The sequence below is a fragment of the Fontivita pretiosa genome (assembly GCF_050410795.1).
Taxonomy (GTDB): domain Bacteria; phylum Planctomycetota; class Phycisphaerae; order Tepidisphaerales; family Tepidisphaeraceae; genus Fontivita; species Fontivita pretiosa.
In genome coordinates, this window is record NZ_CP191258.1 from 1,014,753 (window position 1) to 1,034,824 (window position 20,072).

The following is a 20,072-nucleotide window of genomic DNA, read 5'->3' on the forward strand; positions in this document are numbered from 1 at the left end:
TTGCCCGGCGAGCTGCAACGATGCTCTCCAAGCCCGGCAATGCATCGGCATGTCGCGTTGACCTATATTGTCTGAGCCGCCAGCGACGTGTTCGCCGCCGCTGACGGCTCGGCAGATGTGCACGTCGCAGACCGGCGGAAGACGTCCTGGTACCACACTTCGGCGGCCAGAAGCGTCCAGAGCTCCAGCTCCAGGTCCGCCTGACCGCACAGGTGCATGCTCAACAGCGATTCGACGGCGGCGCGGTCGCCGTACGTGCCGCACAGTCCGCGCGAGGCCAGCAGATAATCCTGAAGCATTCCCCGCAACCTGCCACGGAACCACTGCCGCAGCGGCACACGGAAGCCCCACTTGCGGCGGTCGCGGATCTGCGGCGGCAGCAGGGCATCGGCCCAGCGGCGAACGATCCACTTCAGCGTCCGCCCGCGGATTTTCATTCGATCCTCCAGCGCCAGCCCGAACGGCGCCAGCGCCTTGTCCAGAAACGGCACGCGCATCTCCAGCCCGTAGGCCATCGTCATTCGGTCGCCGCGCTCCAGCATGTTGCAAGGCAACCAGGTCAGGCAGTCCAGCGCCTGCATCCGCCGCAGATGCGTCCCCTGCCCGTTGCAGCGTGCCAGTTGGCTTCGCTGGGTGGCGACGGTGGCCTGCCAGTTCTCTTCGCTCCAGTCCAGACCGGGCAGCAGCGACTGGAGTGTGGCGCGATCCAGATAGCTGAACCACTGGACCAGGCGATCCAGCTCGGCGGGCTGGGCGATCGAACGAAAGGCGATCAGGCTGCGTCGGCGGTCCAGGCGCAGCAGCCCCGCCAGCCGCGACGCCCGCGCAGGCCCCACCGCGCGCAGCCCCAGCCGCAGCAGACGCGATGGATTGGCAAAGCCGTACTTGGGATATCCGGCGAAGACCTCGTCGGCCCCTTCACCAGAGAGCACTACCTTGACCTGTTGCCGGGCCACGTCGCTCATCCGCGCCACCGCGACGTCCGCCGGCTCGCTCACCGGCGCGTCGCGGCAGACGCTCAGCTCCGCCAGCAGCCGGATGTAGTCGTCCTCATCCACGCATACTTCGGTATGCCGCGTGCCCAGGGTATCTGACACGATGCGGGCGTACGGCAGCTCGCTGGACTGGTCGCCCGCAAAACCCACTGAGAAAGTGTGCGTCGGCTCATCGGGCGTGCGCGAGCGGCAGATCACCGCCGTGATCACGCTGCTGTCCAGCCCGCCGGACAAAAACGCCCCCACCGGCACATCGGCGATCAGCCGCTTGCGGACGGCGCTTTCCAGCAGCGAGCGGCCATGCTCGATCAGTTGCGGCTCGTCCATCTGCTGCATCAGCCCACGCAGCTTCCATCCTTCGTCCACCAGATCGAAGTAGCGTCCGACATGCACCTGTCCGCGGGGATCAAACTCCAGCCAGCAGCCCGGATCGAGCTGTCGCACGCCCGCGTACAGCGAGCCATGTCCATAGACGGCACGGAATCGCAGCGCCTGCCGCAGACCATCCAGGTCCAGACGGCGATCCACCAGCGGATGCTCAAGCAGCGCCTTGACCTCGCTGCCAAAGACCAGCACGCCCGGCGCAGGCGTGGCGAAGAACAGCGGCTTGACTCCGATCGGATCCCGCCCCAGAAGCAGCGTCTGGCGCTGACGATGCCAGGCGGCAAAGCCGAACATCCCGTCGAATCGCCGCAGCGCCTCGTGCCATTCCCGCTCCACCCATCGCAGCAGCACTTCCGTGTCGCCTTCGGTGTCGAACCGCTGGCCGCGCGTTTGCAGCTCCTGGCGCAGCTCACGGTAGTTGTACAACTCACCGTTGTAGACCAGGCTTATGGCGCTGTGCCCCACGCGCATCGGCTGGGGGCTGCCCGCCAGATCGATGATGCTCAGCCGCGCGTGTGCCATACCGCAGGCGCCATCGACCAGGATGCCCTGGGCGTCGGGTCCGCGACGGCGAAGCACCTGCGCCATCTTCAGCAGGATCTGGCGCGACGGCGATCCTTCGCGAAAGTCAACGTATCCGGCGATGCCACACATGGGATCCGGCCGTGGGCGAGGTCATGTCTTCTGAAGTGTCGGCGCCGAAGCCGATGGATTTGGAAGTTGCCCAGGCATCGGCGGGCAGTGCACGAACGTGCGAATCGTGTCCAGCAGTTCCAGCGAAGCGTGGCTGGCGATAGGCGCCGACGGCCGCAACACTGCAAGGTTGTCCAGCTTCGCCTGCAACTGATCGACGTCATAGGCGACGGCGATGCGTCCCTGGGCTTCGAAGCGGGTGGCGGTGGCGAGCTGGTGATCGTTGCGGGTCTCCAGCAAGTCGGCGCGGCGCGGCAGCACCAGAATCGGCTTGCCCATCTCCAGGGCCGTCAGGATCGAGCCCATGCCCGCATGCGCCACGACCAGCGACGCCGCTGCGACCCGGTCGCGGAACTGATCGGCATCCAGAAAGTCGGTGAATTCGATGTTGCGCGGGCGAAGTCGCGTGGCGCCGATCTGGGCGAACACGTCGCGTCGGGCGACGCGCGCCGCCCAGGCGTCCATCGCCTGCACCAGACGGTCAAACGGCATCTGCGCTCCAACAGTCACGAAAATCACAGCACAGCTCCTGCGTAATGTGGCCCGCCGGGCTGAGCCAGGTGCGGCCACTGTGTCAACCACAGGTCTGCCCAGCGTCCGACTTTCTGCCCGGACAGCGAAAGGCATTCGACATTGGCGATACTGTCCACCCAGATGGTGCGTGCTCCGCACAGCATCTTGCCCAGCATGATCGCAAAGTACCCCGGCGCCGCGCCGGTGGAGATCACGATGTCCGGCCGCTCGCGAAGCACGATCCGCAGCAGCCGCAACATCATTCGCGCCAGCCCCAGCTTGTCCCAGCGTGTGGCGTCGTTGACGACGTGGAAGCGGGCATTGGCAAAGGGGATCTGCGACCGCGCGGTGGGATGGACCGTCACGAACGCAAGGTCGCAGCCGACAAATGCAGGGGCCAATCGCAGCAACTGCACCCAGTGCCCGCCGCCCGAAGCCACCGCCAGCACGCGAGGCCGCCTGCGGCCCGGTTGCCGCACAGCGGGCGCTTTGAGCGCGATTTCCCGCAGCGGCAGCGCTATCACGGAACTGGTGCTGGTATTACTCATGTGCCGATACGGCGGGAACGGGGCCAGACGATGCGCGGGCGGCGTCGTCGCGCTCCCAGGCAGCGCTGGCCGGCTGGGCACAGGCCAAGCCCATCATCGCCCGCAGCTTTCGCAAACTCCGCCACCGCGCCACGAGCTTCACCCAGGTGTAGATCGCCAACTGCGGCCACAGCCAGGGACGAGTCCACAGCGCCAGCAGTGCCGCGTGATTGGTCGGGCCGCGGTTGGCAAACTGGGCAGGGAAGCGAAGCCGCAGCTCGGCGGTTCCGAAATGAGCGCGGGTGGTAATCGCCAGCAGATCCGCGAGCGTGCGCGAGGCCACGACGATCGAGCGGCAATCCTGCACAGTTCGTCTCTCGTGCGGTTGAAACTGGATCCGCACGAAGCCGTCGTCGGCGGTGACGGGCGGAAACTCGGCGAAGCGGCGTCGCCCGGCCTGGGACAGCCCGTACACGCCCGACCCGCCGATGCCCTCGCGCGCCGACGGCAGCAGATCGGCGATCTGCCAGAAGGCGCGAACCGCCCAGGAGCTTCCAGTGGTATCCATGAAGCATCGTGGCGCCACCGCCAGGACCGATCCTTCCTCCAGCACCGCCGCCAGACGCTTGAGGGTCGCGCCGCTGACCAGCACGTCGGCATCGACGACAAACCGCGGGAAGGCTCTGGCCGCGGCGTCGCCGAGATTCAGCGCGTGGACCTTGGATGCGATCGGGGTTTGGATCACCCGCACGGGTCTGCCCGCATCGGCAAAGCTCTGCGCCAGCGCCGCAGTCTTGTCGGTGCATCCGTTGCATACCACGATCACGTCCAGCTCATTTGATCCGGCGCCGTCGAACAGCGCGGTCAGACAGCGGGCGATCACCTGCTGCTCATTGTGGGCTGGTACGATGACGCTGATCATGTGCCGGGCTCGGACAATGGAGCGGAAGCGGACGCGGGAAGCGTGTCGGGTTCGCAGCCGATCGGCTCGTGCCATTGCGCGCGTCGCTGGAGGATTCGCCGCCAGGCATGAAGCTGCGCCCGCCGCGAAGCGCCCAGCAGGCAGAGCGTGCCGAACGCCAGTGTGCGCGACAATGCCCAGGCGTCCAGCGCGGCGATGCCCACCGCGGCGCGCCACGCAGGCCAGTGCCGGCGAAACAGCCTCGCCTTGGCCTGAAACAGCCGCACCATCTTGTCCTCGCGGGCGGGTTCCGATGCTCCGCCGTGATGGATGATGCATGCATCCGGACAGATCACGCAGCGTGCGCCCATCGCGGCGGCGCGCAGGCACAGGTCCGCATCCTCCCCGTACATGAAAAACTGCGGATCGAATCCACCCAGCCGATCCCACAGACTGCGGTGCAGCAACAGGAAGCAGCCGCTGACAATGTCCACCTCGCGCACGCTGTCGCGCCGCCAGCCGCCAAGCGCTTCCGGGTCGAACAGCCTCGAATCGCGGAACAGCGACATCAGCCCGCTGGCGGCGCAGAACAGGCTCCACAGCGTCGGCCGGCCATGACACGACGCGGGATTCAGCGAGCCGTCGGCGAAGAGCGTGCGCCCGCCGACAATCACCTGGCCGCCCCGTGCTCTGGCGAAGCTCAGCAGGTTCTGAATCGCCCCGGGAAGCACGATCGTGTCGGGATTCAGCAGCAGCAGGAACTGTCCGGCCGACGCCTCCGCCGCGACGTTGTTGGCCCGCGCAAAGCCCAGGTTTTGATTGCTGCGAATCAGTCGGACCTGCGGAAACTGCCGGGCGATCGCATCATCCGACCCGTCGCTGGAACGGTTGTCCACCACGATGACTTCGAAGCGGATGTCGGAGCCGGACATCTGCTCGTAAAGCGACCCCAGGCACGCAAGCGTATGCCGGCGGGTGTTGTAGCTGGCGATCAGGATCGACAGGTCGATCATCGCAGCAGCAGATGCCAGAGTTCGGGCCATCAGAGATTCACGATCGGATTGAGGAGAATGCGCGGCCCCCGTTATTGCTTTCGGACAACAGCAGGGCATCATCAAGATCAGCAGGGCTATTTGCGGGTCCGGTGGACTGACGAGGCGGTCGCGGCGGACGCCGCTGTTGGGGCCTGGCGCTCACGTGGATAATGCCGCCCGCGGCCAGCGCGGGCGCATCCGACCAGGCGCGCCGCTCCCGCGCGGCGGTGGTCGCGGCACACGCCACCGCCGGTGCTGAGCTCAGAGTCCCGATCGCCGCCAGCGTCAGGTACCACACGAGATTGATCTGCCCGAAGTAGCTGACGGCGATGAAGTTCATCGTGTGCACGAACATGGTGACGCCCAGAGCCCAACCGAGCACCACGCCGCGACGGTCGTTGCCGGCGAGTCGCCACAATCTCCCGCTCTGGGCGAATGCGACGACGACCACCGCCACAAACAACGCCAGCGTCAGCATGCCGCCGGTGACTGCTTCCAGGATGAACTGGTTGGTGACGTCGCCCAGGCCGTCGGCCCAGTGTCCGGTGTCATTCGTCCCGACCAGCCACCACTCCTCGAAGTGGTCGATCGTCTGCTGGATGAGCAGGTAGCGGTGCCAGCCCGTCGAGCCGCCGGAGATATCGATGCGTGCAATCAGGTGCCAGACCGGATGCCGCATGGACAGGTGCAACGCGATCAGCAGCAGCAGCATGCCCCATCGCACCAGCCGCATGTAGTGCCGCAGGAAGAAAAAGCAGGCACCGACGACGCCGAAGATGACGGACATCACCGGCGTGCTGGACGCCGAAAGCACCACCGCGGACAGGAATGACCCGGTTCCGATCAGCGAGATCAATCGCCTGCCCCTGCGCCACGCTCCCGCCACCAGCAACGGCACCAGAGTGCCGAAGAAGCAACCCGCGATAATGGGATGCGGAAAGGGTCCCTGGCACCGGACGCGGCCCTCGCGGACGAGCGTGAATTCCGGCACGCCGCCCAGCACCGCGAACAGATTGCGTGCGGTGGACTTCTCGATGAGCATGCAGAAGACCACGGGGATGCTGGCAAGGATGAGCGCCGTCACCGCTGACTCCAGGTCGCGCCAGTCGCGGATGAGGAATCGCAGCAGCAGATAAAGCCCGATACCCTCGAAGTTGCGTCCCATGCGGTTGATCAGGGCGCTCAGTTCGGCATGCTGGACCGTGTACGCCACCGTCCCCACCGCCGCCCATGCAATCAGCAGAAAATCCAGCAATCGCCAGGTGATCCCGCTCCACTCGTTTTTGAGCATGACGCGAATCATGCCGACGATCACCATGATGCGGAGGAAGCTGAAGTCGGCCGAGAAGATGACGATGCGCTGCGCTGGCGCGATGAAGCAGGCCAGTGCCACAAGGGGCCAGACCGCGTAGCGTCGGGGCACGACGAGCATCAGCGCGCTGAGCAGGATCAACACCGCCAGTGCAACCGGGTGCAGCGTCGTCTGGTCTTCGAAAGCCTGTTTAAATGCACCAGTGGGCATGACTCGTCTACGAAGCGGCCTGCCGCGTGCCCCGGGTTAGGTATGCACCAGCATCGATCGCTGCGGCGAAACTGATGGATCCGCGCTGCCGGTGGTCGCCATCGAACTCGCCCCATACAGCCCCGCCAACACACGCCAGCTTTGTGCCTCGTCGAGGAACCGCAGATTCCGGTAGACCCGGTTGGGGCGTGCCCATCGCGATCGCATCGGCGTGAACGTCGAGATGCAGTCGATCGGATGACGCATGCCGTGCCACGGGAACGTCTCCTGGGCGATGCATCGAAGCCCGGCGTCCGTGGCCAGCCGCTCGAATCGTGCAGCGCTCATGCTCCGGCCACGCCAGTGCTCAAAACGCTCTATCAGCCCCAGCCTGCGTCCCAGCTTCTGTCCCAGCCGTGTGCTGCGCAGCCAGCGATGCTTGGCCAGACACTCGGCCAGGTTCGAGTGGTGAATGAACCCTACGGCGTCGGGGCGCATCTTGATCGCCAACTGTTGCAGGTAGGCTCCGATGACGTCATCTTCAACGTGAACCAGCGAATCAAAGCTGAAGACCAGATCGACGGACCCGTCGGGCACCATTTCCAGCGATTTGCCGTCGTTGACATGACACTCGACGTGTGGACTGGCGGCAAAGCGACGCCTGCATGCCTGAATGCACTTTTCCGACAGATCCACGGCAATCAGCCTCCTGCAATGATCCTTGAGAAAGTGCGTCCACCTGCCAAACCCGGGGGCCAGTTCCAGGATCGTGCCGACCGGCAGGAATACATGCAATCGCGGCAGGAGCGTGCCGAACCACTGCATGTCGGCCCCGCCCCACTCACGCGACCATTCCTCGCCGCCCTCGCTCCAGTCGTACGTATCGTTCCACTGGCTTCTGTTGTTCAGCACCGTTGGCACGGAAGCGATCTCCAGTAAGACGGATTGACCAGCGCCAGGGTCTCAGCCCCATGCCGGGCCGCGAAGCAGATGCCACAAGCGGGCGTTTCGCCCCAGGATCCCCAGGAAGAAGATGACGCCGATTTCGCACGGCAGGCGCATCAACGCCTCGATTCTCACCCGCCACTGAGCTTGCGTGATGGCGAGGTTGACAACGCGGCGTTTGACCAGCGCGGCAGCGCAGTGGACCAGCTCGTGAATTCGCAGCCATGCGTTCTGTCGTCCGCGCGTGCGCGCTTCCAGTTCTATAAGGCGCAGGGCGAACCGAAACAGCGGGTCGCGATGAGAATGCAGGACACGCGCCGACGGAACGTAGACACAGCGGTATCCCAATCGCGACATTGCCTGCATCCAGGGTCGCTCCTCTGCCGCCGCGATTGTCTCGTCAAATCGAGCCTGCTCCCAGGCGCTTCTGCGAATGGCGGCGCATGCGTTGGACGGGGCTATCAGCGGTTGCCCATCCGCGGCAGTCGCGGGAAACATTCGTTCCAGGCGGGCAATCTCGTCCAGCGGCGCATCAGGCCGAGGCATCTGTCTCCCGAAACTGGCGCAAACGCTCCGATCCGACAGTGGGCGCAGCATCTCGATCAGCCAGATTTCGTCAGTGGGACACGCATCGGCGGAGAGCAGCAGTACGACTTCGCCCCGCGACGCGGCAATGCCGAGGTTCAGAGCTCGTCCCCACGAGAACTGCTGGACGGAAATGGTCACGACTTCGGCCCCAAACCGTCGCGCCACCGCCGCCGAATTGTCGCTGGACTCGTTGTCTACCACGATGATCTGCAGTTGCGCTCCCGGCGGCAGAACCTGTCGGCGCAGGGCCGCAAGGCATCGGCGCAGGTCTGATGCGGCGTTGCGGACACGGATGACGACCGAGACCACACCGGCCGGCCGAACCTGTGCGCCAATCCGATCAGCGGAAGCGGGGCGAAGCGGAACGGCGGTTGCATTCTTGAGCAGCATCGGTGCTCAATCCAGCTCAGGTTCATACCGCAGCGCCCGCGCCAGCAGGCGCGGATCGGGGTGACGCGGAAACGAGCGGATTCGGCCACACAATCGGATCAGTTCAAACTTGATCCAACGCTGGTACAGCCGCCAGGGGACTCGCTCCACCGGCAGCACGCACGTCAGCAGCGGAAGCTGCGCCGCCCATTTGCGGGCCATGAACCGGTAGGCGCGGAAGTAACCCACGTCCAATTGCGGGTCCCAGTGAGAATTGTGCACGACCGGGGCGTCGAAGACGAACGTTCCCAAGCCTCGCTGGCGGGCAGTGCAGGCAAGGTCGGTCGCGTACAGGTGAAAGCCGGGCAGCCGCTGATCAAACCTCAGGCCGGTGGCACAATTGAGCACGATCACCACCTCGTCAATAGAAGCGACTTCGGTCGGCCCGTCCACGCGAACGTGGTACTCGCGGTTTCCGCCGCTGCACCAGACGTGCCCGGCGAATCGGCCGTCGTGACGAATGCCCCACACGCCCAGGACTGCCCATCGGTGGCCCGCCTCTTCCAGTGAATCGATTGCGTCGTTCAGTTTGTCCTGCCAGCCGCGCGGAAAGTAGACGTCCTGGTGCGCGAAGATGGCCACGTCCACGACGCTGCGGGCAAGGCCCGCGTTGTATGCCGACGCCGCGCCAGCGTGCCCACGCTCCACGATCAGCCGGATCGTTCCATCCTGGAGCATGGGCGAGCGAGCCAGATTTGCCGCCAGGATCTGCTCGTCATTCACTGCGGCAATCACTGCCATTCTTCGCTGCATCGGTGCCACGTTTCGATGTGGTTGTGCTGAGCGGGGCGGATCAGCGTCCGGGAATACTCACCGCCCCATCCGCAGTCCTTCGTTTCTGCTGGAGCCTGCGGACCACCTCCATTCCAACTCGCCCCAGCAACAGCGCCAGGGCGGCGCGGCTCCACGACGCCAGCGAACGGTGGTCCCGCATCGACTGGATGAGATGATCGCGAGCCTCGGTCCTGCGCCCCTGGCCAAATCGCTCGATGGCCAGCGCGTAGCGGGCGCCGCTGAGCAACTGCTCGAGCATGTACATTTCGTCGTCCAGCCAGCCATCCGCCGCCTTGAGCTTCTCCAAAACCCGGATCAGGCATTCGTTGGCCAAAGCGCGATCCTGCACGCCGAGGAACGAAAGGTTGTGCGTCGGCTCGCCGCGGCGAAAGACGTAGACCATCGGCGTCGGCGAAACGCCCCACGGCGCGTATTGTGCCAGCCGCCCGTACAGGTCCAGGTCTTCCAGAATCGGCAACTGCGTGTCGAACAGGCCGGCCTCCAGCAGCGCGTCTCGCCGCACCATGCATCCCTGGATCAGAAAGCAACAGCGCAACACATCGTGCAGCGGTCGCTCGATCATGACCGGCCCTTCCTGGAGCGCACTGCGATACGATCGGCCACGCATCTGAAGCAGATCGACGTCGGTGCCGTCGTCGAGTCGATAGGCGCCGTTGGCGACATGGACACGCAGGTCTGTGCACCGGGTCACGTCGCGGATCTGCGTTGCCAGTTTCTGAGGATGCCATTCATCATCCGAATCGAGGAACGCGATCCACTGGCCACGCGCCGCGCGGACACCTGCGTTCCGCGCAGCGCTGACGCCCGCGTTGGCCTGGCGGACGACTCGAATCCGAGCATCACGGTAGCGGCTGTGGAGCAGCTCACACGTGCCGTCGGTCGAGCCATCGTCCACAACGATGATTTCGTCCGGCGGCAGCGTTTGTGCCAGCGCGCTGTCGATGGCGCGGATGACGATCTGCGCGCGGTTATAGGTAGGGATGACGACGCTGAGCAACATGAGCTGTTCAGGATTCGGGAAGCAGCAGACGGCGGACGGTGCCCAGGAACCATCGTGTCGGGATCGTGGACGGGTAGTGCCAGGCCGTCTGGAGCAGCCGGCGCGTTGCGGCCAGCGACCGGCCCTGGACGATCAGCGCGCGGACCTCGGTGTAATGACGGATCGAGTCTTCGTAGAGGATTGACAGCTTGGCGCGGCGGCGCTCGAGCCAGCTCAGTCGTGGCAGGTAGGTGTCGCGGATCCGCTGATTGTCGGCGGCAAAGCGATCGGCCTGGGCGACCGTCTTGCTCATCGAATGCAGGCGGTAGCCGGCAAATGGGTAATCGACGAACTTGCATCGCTCACCGCCGACCGCCAGCCGCACCCAGTATTCGTAATCCATGCCGTAGCGAAAGCTCTCGTCGAAATACCCGTGCCGTTCCATCAGCTCGCGCCGCCAGAAGGTTGCAGGCTGGGCGATCTGATCGCGTCCGAACCATCCGCCCGGGTGCCGCGGAACCTTCACGAAGTGATAGAGGCTGTGATCGATCTGATCGCCGAAGAAAACGAATCGTCCCGTGAGCCAGCGGCAGCGGGGATCGCGCTGGAACTCGTCGGCGACCTTGAACAACGTGCCGGGCAGCAGCACATCATCGCTGTTGAGGTAGGCGACGATGTCGCCGGTGGCGCGGCGAAGCCCTTTGTTGATCGCGTGCGCGTGTCCGTTGTCTCGCTCGCTGACCCACCACGCCAGTCGATCGGCGTATTTGCGGATGATCTCGACGCTGCCATCGGTGCTGCCGCCGTCCACCACGATGTATTCCAGTTCCGGATAGCGCTGATCCAGAACCGAGCGAATGGTCTCTTCCAGGTATGGGGCCTGCTGGTACGACGGCGTGACGATACTGATCTTCAACATATTCACGCTCGCGCCAATTCCTGTCGCTGTCGCAATGCGTTGAGGTTGTCCGCCAGCGTTCCGCCGATGGCAATCCAGGACTTGACCAGGCCGCAGAACCGCTCCGGGACGAGCAGTGCGTCAGGAAACAGCCGGCACAGGTCGCGGCGAGAGAGAAGGTTGGCATTGCTGACGACGCGGTTGGCCATCGCGCGGTCGCTGCACCGTCCGTTCCAGCCGAACGCGCGGCGCTGGATCAACGCCACCCGCGCCGCGTGAGGAAGCCACTGCCAGCCGGGAAACAGGAAGTGCGGCTCCAGGGGGAACCAGAAGTTGGGGGTCTGCACCCAGTATCCGCGTGCTACGCGCTGAACCTCTTGCGCCATCCGTTGCTGGGCATCATATTCGCCGACGTGCTCGATGACCGAATTGGAAAACGCCACGTCGAAGCTCTTGTCTGCGTACTCCCGCAGGCATGTGCCGTCGCCGACCTGGCAGCGGATGTTGCCGTAATTGCTCGAAGCGGCGGTGAGGTTGACCAGCGTGATCTGGTACTCATCGCGCCCGGCGGAACCGCGCATCTCCCAGTAGGCCACCGTCCCGCCGATATCGATGATCCGAACCGGACGAGGCAACGGTCGCAGGACCGCTTCCAGCAGCGCAAAGCGGCGATTGCGCAGGCGATTGGCCAGCGAGGCGGGGTTGTGCCAGTCTCCCAGCGCGCGGAGATTGATCACACCCCCCGCCTGGCCAGTCTGTTGGATCCAACTCACCGGTAGATGACGCCCGCCAACGGACCCGGCGGATTCGTGAACGTCGTGTTCTCGATCACGAAGTTGCTGGTGGGTCCGGGCGTGTTCCACAGGGCGCCGCCCGCGAACGAACAATCCTTGATCAGCACGTTGTCGGTGTCGCCGCCGCTTCGGTTGCCGAACTCAAAGACCGCGCCCCACGCCGGACGATTGTCCACGTTGGCATTCACGATCGCCACGTTGTGCAGGCCGTTGTCCATCGCCAGCCCGCGGGCATACGCCAGATCCTGCGTTGCCGTCAGGCCATAGATGATGATGTCGCGACGCGTCGAGTAAGCCTGGTAAACATCCGGATGCGGCGGATCACTGGGGTTGATTCCACTCGGATCCACGTCATAGGCGGTCACGTTGATCACCGTCTTGGTGTCGGAGAAGAAGTTTGAGCCGATGCCGTTGACCGTGGCGTTGCGGATCAGCCGGCCATGGCGGAATCCGTCCAGCACGTTGTAAATGTGCACGTCGGTTGCGTAGGTGGTGACCACGAAGTTCTGCCCGCTGCCCGTCCACAGCGTCTGCGACCAGTTGATGTTGTCGGCCCGACTGTCACCACGCATGTCGCTGTTGCTGTACCACGCGTAGCGCGGATTCGTCACCGTCAGGTTCGGGATCGACGTCTTGATCGTCACACCGTCCACGCGAATTTTCGTCGGCGGCGTACCCGAGAAGCTGTTGATGGTGACGGCCGACCGCGCCAGGCCTGGAGCGGCCTTGAGCGTGAGATACGTATTCGGCGTAGAGACGGCGCCTGTGCCGCCATCCCAGGTTCCGGCGCCGAGGTAGATCGTCCCGCCGTCGGCGTTGCCGTACTGCGACTGGAGCGACGACGCGGCCTTGGCGACGGTGCGGAACGGCGCCGCGGCGGTGCCGTTGCCGGTCGTGTCGCTGCCCGACGTCGAGACGTATCGCGTCCGAGCCGCAAAGGTGTCGTTCGGGTCCGCGTACAGCTTCAATGGCTCAAGCACGACCGGCTGGCCAACCGTCGGATACGCGATCGCCCGCACTTCGACCGGTCCGGTGCTGAACAGCTCGGCCCGCAACGTCGCGAAGTACTCCACCACCCTGGTCTGCGGGTTCAGCGCCATTTCCCGCACGCTGGTCCACGGTCCACCGTTGGCCGAGAAATCGACCCTCTCGATTCCCGCTTCGTTGATGTGGAACGCCACCACCCCAACGTTCAGAGCACCGCTGAAGCTCTGATACGGCACTGCGTCCCAGTCCGCGATTGCAGGTCGGGTCGCCCCCAGCCCCGTGCCGCGCGCTGCTGGCGTCGCGGTCGGTCCCGTGAAACCGGTTCCGGGCCGAAGCACGTAGCGGAAATCGGCTGGCGAGCGTGAACCCGGCCCGCTGCCGGATTCGCTGCCGCTGCCCGGCTGGGTGATCACGTTTGCTGGCGGGGGCTGTAGTCCGGTCTTAAGCATCGTCGGAGCGCTCAGGGGCGTCGGACTTGACGTAGCAGACCCGGAAGTGGTGGATTGAAGTGTCAACTCGTTCTTCTGCTTACCCGAGGCCAGTTCCAGCAATTGGTCCACCGTATTGGGTTCCTGGATCGCCGTCGCCTCCAGCAGCGATGCTGAGAGCAGCCGACGGCTCTCAAGACTCTCGAAGAGCCGTGCATACCCGGCTGCGACGGCCAGGTCGCTGCTCCCGGAACGGGTGCGGGTGCGGTTGAATCGGTATGCCTTAGCCTGCCTTGGATACGAATAGGTAGTGCCGCAAGAGCGCTTGAGCATGGGTGTAGACTCCGGTTGATCGCACAACGCTGTCCCACCATCTCGGAGGAACGTCACCCGTAGCATCGGGTAACTGGAGAGGGTGGATAAGATAGCCGCGAACAGTACAGCTAACCGGAGTACGACCGATACACAACTGCGGATCTGTCGGAAATTTGTTTTTTGTGAGGATTTTCGGTCTGTAAGGTCCATTAACAGCCAAGGCTCCGCCCCCGTCAACTGCGCTTCCCTCCTGCGCGTTGATGCGCAAACGCCCCTAAGACATGTCAGGGCAGTCAGTTACGCTACCGACGCTTCCAGAACGTCCAGCAACGCCGCATCCACTTCCAAGCTGACTGCCCTGCCGAGCATTTCGACCTGCAAGATCAGTCGATTCGGCTTCACCCGACGATCGACGATCCCTTCCAGGCCGCGAAATGGTCCGGCTCTAACCTGCACCCGCGCGCCGCGCACCAGATATGGGTACGGATCCAGCACCGCGTTACGCGACAGCGCCAGATGCAGATTTCTCAATTCCCAGTCCAGGCGATCCTGATCGCAAACCGGCAGGATGTTGGCTACCCGGCGGGTGCGGTCGGCGCGGAACGCGTCCTCCCGCGAACCGCGAAGAAACAAGTAACAGGTGAACAGCGGCAACTCGACCTCCACCTTTCGCCGTCCGTAATAGCGAATCTGCCGAACCAGGGGCAGAAAATGGGCGATCCCCAAGTTGGTCAGTTCCTCGGCCAAGGCCTTTTCCTGCCGACTGAGCGTATGCAGGACATGCCACTCCCCAGCTTCGCGTTCGGGAAATGCGCAGACTGTGGATGGTCGATCAGCAGATGCTCGCTGAGCTACGGCCAACATCCCAAAGCCCTCGATTCCGTAGTGCGATCATCCTTGATCCGTCTGCCTGACGCCGCGGCTCGATGACGCTCGATGCTCCGCGTTCCGTGCGGTGCCCTGCGTGCGATGCCTTCCGCCGCCGCGAATTAGCTCTGCGGGCCAGCGGAAAGTCGAACAACGGCATCCAACGTCTGGCACCCCAGACGTCGTGCATGTGGCACGTTCAATCCAGACGGTGAGGCGCTCTGGACGCCATGCCGCATCGCATGCGCGCGCCACCTCACCCCTTCATTGTCAATTGCTAGATCAGTACTACCGGATTCACAGCCGCGTGTTGCCCACCAAATACCAATCGATCCTCCGGGCCACCCGACCCGCGGTCGAATCGATCCTGCCAGGAATTCGGCAAGCCGATCACCTGCCACGGCTGCATCATGACATGTTCAACTCCAATTCCCTCCGCTCTCGCGCCGGTTGTTCTCCAGCCTTAAGCTCGTCTTCATGCCCCCGGAGCGACGCGCGGGCGCTGGCGCTAGCTTCAAGGCCTGTGCCGCTAAGGCGAACACACCACCAACTTTGCCGACCCCAGCGACGGCTTCGGGTCAGCGACTGCACTTCTGCCCTCGAACAGCATCTCACGTCACACCACCGCGCCTCACCGGATTTCACCCACGACCAGTTCACAACCCGATTCAGCGCTCAGTCGGCTCAACGCCGACGCTTCTGAGTGTGACCTCCCAACGCTTCGAGGCGGTCTGTTCGCTTCCGTGCGACCGGCATATTATGCGACGCTCAACCAGCGAATGCAACAACTTTTCCGGACCCTGAATTGGGCAACGCACCGCCCCGACGCACCCACGTGCCTGGTGCAAACAGGTATCAATCGCTCCTGCCAAATGAGGATTTGCTTTGCCAGATTCCCTTCCAAAGTTAGGATCACTCTATGTTTGCATGACGCCATATTCATACTCAGAAGTCTTATATGAGGTTATGGGGTGCTTCACTATATTCACAAATCCCTCCACCGCCTGCCCGCGCCGCCGGTTCACTGTGAACACCTGGAAGCGCGCGTGCTGCTGGCAACAGCACCGCTGGCCGCGGGCATCCCCCTGCCACTGGCAAAGCCGCCCCAGTTCATCACCCGTGGCGACTTCAACCGCGACGGACAGCTCGATCTGCTCGTCTCCAGCTTCGATTCGCCGAGCCTCAGCCTCTTTCCCGGCAACGCCGATATCCAGAAGTTCGCGGCTACGACTCCCATCGACCTTCCACTGCCCTTCGGGCCCGATTTCGTCGCCGTTCGCGATCTCAACCATGACAACCTGCTCGATATCGTCGCCACCAGCTTCAACGCCGGCCTGATCAGCGTCCTGAGCGCCCGCGGAAACTTTGCCTTCGCGTCGGCCTCCTTTCGCGCCGCCAGCGGCGCGCGCTCGCTGGTCTTCGGCGACTTCAACAATGACGGCCATGTCGAAATCGCCCTCACACGCAGCTTCGAGAAGGTCCTGTCCATTCTGCCCGGCAACGGCGACGGAACTTTCCGCGCCGCCGTTCACGCACCGCTGGACTTCATCCCCAGCGATCTGGTCGTCGCCGACTTCAACCGCGATGGACGCAGCGACCTGGCCGGGATCGACTTCTTCGCCGACAGACTCCACATCCTGCTGGGCTCCGGCCGGGGCAGCTTCGCTCGTGCAGCCAACAGCTCATACCCTACCGGCGCGGGTCCCACTTCCATCGCCGCCACGGATCTGAATGCCGATGGAATCACCGATCTGGTCAGCGCCAATCTCGTCGCCGACAATATCACCTTGTGGCTGGGCAACGGCGACGGCACGTTCCGCGCGCAGGCCGCTGTTGCCGCTGGCGACGGACCTACATTCGTCGGCGTCGTCGACCTGGATCGCAACCGTCGCCCCGATCTGCTCGTGCTCAGCTCGCTGGATGACGCGTTGAGCGTGTACATGAATGAGCACGCCGACGGCGGCCAGCTTTCGCTGGCGCCTGCGGCGCTGTATGAAACGTCGCCCGGTCCGCGCTCGCTGATCGCCGGTGATTTCAACCGCGACGGCATGGCGGATGTGGCCGTCGTCTGCGAGCAGGGCCGCGCGCTGAACCTGTTCCTGTCCGACAATGCCGCGCCGACAGCCTCGCTGCGAGCCATCCCCACGATCACCGCCAGTGGTGGAACCCGGCATGATTTCTCCGTCGTGTTCCGCGACGACGCCGCACTGAAGAGCGACTCGATTGACGGTCTTGAGATCGTGGTAACTGGTCCGCAAAGCTATCGCCAGCGCGCAAGGCTCGTGCGAACGGTCGAACACTCGCGGGCCGCCATCACCGCCACCTACCGCGTCACTCCGCCCGCCAGGTTCTGGAAACCTGCTGACAACGGAAGCTACCGGGTCGAGCTGAGGCCACGACAGGTGACCGACACGGCCGGCAACGCCGCGCCCGCGGCGCATCTGGGCAACTTCAGCGTCGCCGCCACCGACGCCGGCAACAGCCTCGCCGCCGCCCGCTCCATCGGACGCATCGGCGCCGGCACATCGCGCCTCATCAGCGACTACCTTGGACCTGACGACCGCAATGATTTTTTTGGCTTTACTCTGCGATCGTCGATGCGCATCAGTCTGGCGATGTCGGGAATGATCGATGATGTCGGGCTTCAGTTGCTCGACGCCCGCGGCAATCGCCTGGCGCACGTTCGGCGCGCCGCTGCCGCATCCCCGATCATGCAAATGGCGCTTGCCCCGGGGCAATACATCGTGCGCGTGATCTACGCCGGCTCCGCAGCGCCTGGAACGGGCTATCGTCTTCAAGTCAGCGGCAGTGCGATCGAAGCCCGGCCTGTGTAGCCGCCGCGCCTGCCTGCGGCGCTGCCAGCTCGCCTATCTTGTTCGATTCGAAGTGCTCTGCGCGAGATTTGTCTGGCCGCTGTTGTTGTTGGCACGGAAGAGCTTGGGAACCAGCGGCAGACGATCCAGATTCTGCTCCAGCTCATCCACGAAACCGCGTCGCTCCACCAGTTCCCCGGCGTGGCGGACGGTGGCGAACTTGCGCGGCGCCACCACGTCCAGGCAACGGACGATCTCGATGTACAACCGTCCGCCGCGGGCGTCACGCGCCGGAAGATCCAGCGTGCCATTGGGCGGAATCACCATCCCCAGCACCAGCGGCTCAAATCCCTCCCGCTCCAGCCGCCGGACCACCACAGGATCGTGCCTCAGATTCTGGATCTTCATCCGATATCCGTCCACACGAACCGCCAGCTCGTGCTCCAGCTTCAACGGGGGCGGAAGAACCGGCGGGGGCGCGCCCGGCGGAGGTGGGGGCGGCAACGGCGGCAGGGGCTCGCCACGCTCAACATCCGGCAGCGTCAGCACGATCTGTTCGCCGGTCGTGTGCTCCACATTGAAAATCGCCACAAAGCTCTGCGTGTAGTCCGCCAGATAGCCCGCGTACTGCACCGTCGCGTTGTTCGGATTGATCGGATCGGCCACATCCAGAATCACCGGCTGGCCGATGTACTGCTCCAGCAGCGGCTCGTAGGCATTGCCAGCGAATTTACCGAGCAGCGTCTGGCCGATCTGAGTCACCGAGCCAGCCTGCGTAGTGAGGATGGCGCTGGCGGGGTTCATGCGCTGGTACTGTCCGACGGCGGCGCCGATGGCGGCGTTGAACGCGTCGCGAAGGGTGTTGACGAAGTTGCGCACCCCACGCCACATCCGCCGCATCGGACCGGGATTGAACGTCCGATGCACCTGCCGCCGCCGTCTCTGCTGCGCCTGCTCGTCCAGCTCGTCGTGATATCGCAGCAGGCTGAGCAGTTGCTGCTCCAGCTCCGGCTGATAGATCATGAAGCTGGTCTTCTTTCTTCCGCGCGGATCGATATACGGATGGTCGTAGACGATCTCCACCCCGGAGGAAAAGACCTTGAGCATTCCCCAGATCGTCTGTCCGCGCGTCCGCTCCAGGGTCACGTGGTAGCGGTGAAAGAACTTCAGGCACTTGTCGCGCGACCACTTGGTCGCCACCGCCGTCACGATCGCCGTGACGAAAATGAACAGCAGCGTCAGATACAGCACGGTGGCGGCGCTGGGGCCGGTGTTGGGCGCCGCAGGCGCCTGGGCAAGCAGCCAGATCGCATCGAGCATAACGCTGTTCTAGATGCCGCCGGGGGCCTGGGCAAATGTCTGCACAGACGGATCAGGCCGGATCAGCCCGGCGACTGCGCCGGCCCGGCGAATGTGCGATAGTCGGCGCAGTCGATGCAGGCGGCGGGGACCGACCAGTTCACCAGGCCGGATTCGTGAAGCATTTTCCCCTCGGCGATGCTCTGTCGCAACGCCGACTCGATTCCCGGCACGTATCGCAGCGCCGAGCCGTACTCGTCCGTGGCGATCTGCACCAGCGACTCGGGAAGCTGCACGACCGGGGCGGCCTGCGAGGCGGCGTTGATCACGACCGTATGCGCGCGGGCCATCTCCAGCGTGCCGCCGATCCGATCGTGCCGGCCCTGACGCCATTCCTGCAACGTGCGGAGCATGATCCCCCCGGTGCCACGCTGAAGCGCCAGCGTCTCGGTCCGCTGGGCGGTACGGATCTCGATCTGCCGGCCCAGCGCGTAGGTGATCTGCCCACGCTCAGTGATCAGCTCGACCCTGGCCTGAATCTGCTGCACGCACGCGTGGGTGAGGGCCACGAGCATTTCCGACCCGCCGGCCAGACGCACCCGCAGGCTGCACGTATCGTAATTCTCGATCGGGTTGGCGCGGTACAACTCCGCCTCGACGCGCTGCGGGTTGGCCGACTCGGTCTCACTGGGACCCAGCAGAAACAGCGCCAGGTGGATGAAATGGGCCATGGCGTTGCAGGCGGGGCTGTCCAGGATCCAGTGCCCGTTTTTCCGCAGCCGCCCGGCCCAGGTGTTGCGGCCATAGTACCGCTGACTTCGCGGCCAGCAGGCCAGCACCGTGGCGCGCCGTATCGCGCCGAACTCACCGCTGAGCAACCGCCGCTTGATCTGCTGAACCGCGGATTGATACACGTCCTGATACGCAATGGCCACGGGCAGACCCGCGGCATCGCGGGCGGCGATCATCGCATCCACATCGTCCACAGCACCGGCGGCAGGCTTCTCGCACAGCACCGCCTTGCCGGCACGCAGCGACTGCTCAGTAAAACTGCGATGCAATTCGATCGGCACGGGCAGATAGACCGTATCGATGTCGCGCTCCAGCACCTCCTGAAGCGTCCGAACCACCACAATCCCCCGCCGCTGAAGCTCGCGAACCCGCTCAGGAAATCGATCCGGCTCCGGATCGCACGCCACCACCATCTTCAGCCGCGAATCCGGGGCGTCGCTCTCGGCCAGCAGCTTGTCGCACATGGAACCGCCCCACCCTCCCAGCCCCACGTGTCCGAAACGAATCGGCTGATCGCTCATGGCCAGCAGTGTACGAAAAGAACGCGCGGGGATGAAGCACGGGTCGGGATGTGCGTGTCGATGCCATCTCGGAC

At 64.4% G+C, this 20,072-nt stretch carries 17 protein-coding genes; 1 reads left to right on the forward strand and 16 read right to left on the reverse strand.

The annotated features are described in order from the left end of the window. Window positions 1–62: 62 nt before the first annotated feature. From asnB to nusG, 14 genes are all read right to left on the reverse strand, one after another. Complete coding sequence (gene asnB / locus ACQS5P_RS03990) at window positions 63–2,033, reverse strand: asparagine synthase (glutamine-hydrolyzing) (RefSeq protein ID WP_428939614.1); 1,971 nt, start codon at window positions 2,031–2,033, stop codon at window positions 63–65. A 21-nt stretch (window positions 2,034–2,054) separates the two neighbouring features. Beyond that, complete coding sequence (locus tag ACQS5P_RS03995; RefSeq protein ID WP_428939615.1) at window positions 2,055–2,564, reverse strand: glycosyltransferase; 510 nt, start codon at window positions 2,562–2,564, stop codon at window positions 2,055–2,057. A 23-nt stretch (window positions 2,565–2,587) separates the two neighbouring features. Further along, complete coding sequence (locus ACQS5P_RS04000; RefSeq protein ID WP_428939616.1) at window positions 2,588–3,133, reverse strand: UDP-N-acetylglucosamine--LPS N-acetylglucosamine transferase; 546 nt, start codon at window positions 3,131–3,133, stop codon at window positions 2,588–2,590. Continuing rightward, window positions 3,126–4,034 (reverse strand): glycosyltransferase family 2 protein, encoded by a 909-nt coding sequence (locus tag ACQS5P_RS04005; RefSeq protein WP_428939617.1) that lies wholly within the window; start codon window positions 4,032–4,034, stop codon window positions 3,126–3,128. The genes ACQS5P_RS04000 and ACQS5P_RS04005 overlap by 8 nt, the downstream gene beginning before the upstream one ends. After that, on the reverse strand, window positions 4,031–5,026 hold the full coding sequence (locus ACQS5P_RS04010; RefSeq protein WP_428939618.1) for a glycosyltransferase family 2 protein: 996 nt from the start codon (window positions 5,024–5,026) through the stop codon (window positions 4,031–4,033). The genes ACQS5P_RS04005 and ACQS5P_RS04010 overlap by 4 nt, the downstream gene beginning before the upstream one ends. A gap of 37 nt (window positions 5,027–5,063) precedes the next feature. Continuing rightward, on the reverse strand, window positions 5,064–6,569 hold the full coding sequence (locus tag ACQS5P_RS04015) for a hypothetical protein (RefSeq protein WP_428939619.1): 1,506 nt from the start codon (window positions 6,567–6,569) through the stop codon (window positions 5,064–5,066). 36 nt (window positions 6,570–6,605) lie between these two features. Beyond that, the gene (locus tag ACQS5P_RS04020; protein WP_428939620.1) at window positions 6,606–7,469 is read right to left on the reverse strand and encodes a class I SAM-dependent methyltransferase; all 864 of its coding nucleotides are present in this window, start codon (window positions 7,467–7,469) and stop codon (window positions 6,606–6,608) included. Window positions 7,470–7,511: 42 nt separating this feature from the next. Beyond that, window positions 7,512–8,471 carry a glycosyltransferase family 2 protein gene (locus ACQS5P_RS04025; protein WP_428939621.1) on the reverse strand — a complete coding sequence of 320 codons (960 nt, stop codon included), beginning with the start codon at window positions 8,469–8,471 and terminating at the stop codon, window positions 7,512–7,514. Between the two features lie 6 nt (window positions 8,472–8,477). Beyond that, window positions 8,478–9,251 carry a hypothetical protein gene (locus ACQS5P_RS04030; protein ID WP_428939622.1) on the reverse strand — a complete coding sequence of 258 codons (774 nt, stop codon included), beginning with the start codon at window positions 9,249–9,251 and terminating at the stop codon, window positions 8,478–8,480. Window positions 9,252–9,303: 52 nt separating this feature from the next. Then, window positions 9,304–10,305, reverse strand: a complete 1,002-nt coding sequence (locus tag ACQS5P_RS04035) for a glycosyltransferase family 2 protein (RefSeq protein WP_428939623.1) — start codon at window positions 10,303–10,305, stop codon at window positions 9,304–9,306. A gap of 7 nt (window positions 10,306–10,312) precedes the next feature. Further along, the gene (locus ACQS5P_RS04040) at window positions 10,313–11,203 is read right to left on the reverse strand and encodes a glycosyltransferase family 2 protein (protein ID WP_428939624.1); all 891 of its coding nucleotides are present in this window, start codon (window positions 11,201–11,203) and stop codon (window positions 10,313–10,315) included. Window positions 11,204–11,205: 2 nt separating this feature from the next. After that, entirely contained in the window at window positions 11,206–11,955 is a 750-nt protein-coding gene (locus ACQS5P_RS04045; protein WP_428939625.1) for a methyltransferase domain-containing protein, read from the reverse strand. Continuing rightward, window positions 11,952–13,724: a hypothetical protein gene (locus ACQS5P_RS04050; protein WP_428939626.1), complete on the reverse strand. Its 1,773-nt coding sequence runs from the start codon at window positions 13,722–13,724 to the stop codon at window positions 11,952–11,954. Before ACQS5P_RS04050 ends, ACQS5P_RS04045 begins: the two co-directional genes overlap by 4 nt. A 279-nt stretch (window positions 13,725–14,003) precedes the next feature. Further along, window positions 14,004–14,570: a transcription termination/antitermination protein NusG gene (gene nusG, locus ACQS5P_RS04055; RefSeq protein ID WP_428939627.1), complete on the reverse strand. Its 567-nt coding sequence runs from the start codon at window positions 14,568–14,570 to the stop codon at window positions 14,004–14,006. Between the two features lie 974 nt (window positions 14,571–15,544). Here nusG and ACQS5P_RS04060 point away from each other — a divergent pair. After that, entirely contained in the window at window positions 15,545–17,407 is a 1,863-nt protein-coding gene (locus ACQS5P_RS04060; protein ID WP_428939628.1) for an FG-GAP-like repeat-containing protein, read from the forward strand. Window positions 17,408–17,440: 33 nt separating this feature from the next. On the opposite strand, the gene ACQS5P_RS04065 is transcribed toward ACQS5P_RS04060, so the two are convergent. Together ACQS5P_RS04065 and ACQS5P_RS04070 are read right to left on the reverse strand one after the other, a co-directional pair. Then, a complete protein-coding gene (locus ACQS5P_RS04065) occupies window positions 17,441–18,706 on the reverse strand; it encodes a hypothetical protein (RefSeq protein ID WP_428939629.1) in 1,266 nt (421 codons plus the stop codon). Between the two features lie 62 nt (window positions 18,707–18,768). Continuing rightward, window positions 18,769–19,998 (reverse strand): Gfo/Idh/MocA family protein, encoded by a 1,230-nt coding sequence (locus tag ACQS5P_RS04070; protein WP_428939630.1) that lies wholly within the window; start codon window positions 19,996–19,998, stop codon window positions 18,769–18,771. Between the last annotated feature and the right edge of the window lie 74 nt (window positions 19,999–20,072).

Excerpts from the sequence above, each read along its gene's own strand:
- ACQS5P_RS03995 (WP_428939615.1), bottom strand. The coding sequence starts at position 2,564 with ATGCCGTTTGACCGTCTGGTGCAGGCGATGGACGCCTGGGCGGCGCGC.
- ACQS5P_RS04005 (WP_428939617.1), bottom strand. The coding sequence starts at position 4,034 with ATGATCAGCGTCATCGTACCAGCCCACAATGAGCAGCAGGTGATCGCC.
- ACQS5P_RS04065 (WP_428939629.1), bottom strand. The coding sequence starts at position 18,706 with ATGCTCGATGCGATCTGGCTGCTTGCCCAGGCGCCTGCGGCGCCCAAC.
- ACQS5P_RS04030 (WP_428939622.1), bottom strand. The coding sequence starts at position 9,251 with ATGGCAGTGATTGCCGCAGTGAATGACGAGCAGATCCTGGCGGCAAAT.
- ACQS5P_RS04040 (WP_428939624.1), bottom strand. The coding sequence starts at position 11,203 with ATGTTGAAGATCAGTATCGTCACGCCGTCGTACCAGCAGGCCCCATAC.
- ACQS5P_RS04035 (WP_428939623.1), bottom strand. The coding sequence starts at position 10,305 with ATGTTGCTCAGCGTCGTCATCCCTACCTATAACCGCGCGCAGATCGTC.
- ACQS5P_RS04070 (WP_428939630.1), bottom strand. The coding sequence starts at position 19,998 with ATGAGCGATCAGCCGATTCGTTTCGGACACGTGGGGCTGGGAGGGTGG.
- asnB (WP_428939614.1), bottom strand. The coding sequence starts at position 2,033 with ATGTGTGGCATCGCCGGATACGTTGACTTTCGCGAAGGATCGCCGTCG.
- ACQS5P_RS04000 (WP_428939616.1), bottom strand. The coding sequence starts at position 3,133 with ATGAGTAATACCAGCACCAGTTCCGTGATAGCGCTGCCGCTGCGGGAA.
- ACQS5P_RS04025 (WP_428939621.1), bottom strand. The coding sequence starts at position 8,471 with ATGCTGCTCAAGAATGCAACCGCCGTTCCGCTTCGCCCCGCTTCCGCT.
- ACQS5P_RS04050 (WP_428939626.1), bottom strand. The coding sequence starts at position 13,724 with ATGCTCAAGCGCTCTTGCGGCACTACCTATTCGTATCCAAGGCAGGCT.
- ACQS5P_RS04015 (WP_428939619.1), bottom strand. The coding sequence starts at position 6,569 with ATGCCCACTGGTGCATTTAAACAGGCTTTCGAAGACCAGACGACGCTG.
- ACQS5P_RS04010 (WP_428939618.1), bottom strand. The coding sequence starts at position 5,026 with ATGATCGACCTGTCGATCCTGATCGCCAGCTACAACACCCGCCGGCAT.
- nusG (WP_428939627.1), bottom strand. The coding sequence starts at position 14,570 with ATGTTGGCCGTAGCTCAGCGAGCATCTGCTGATCGACCATCCACAGTC.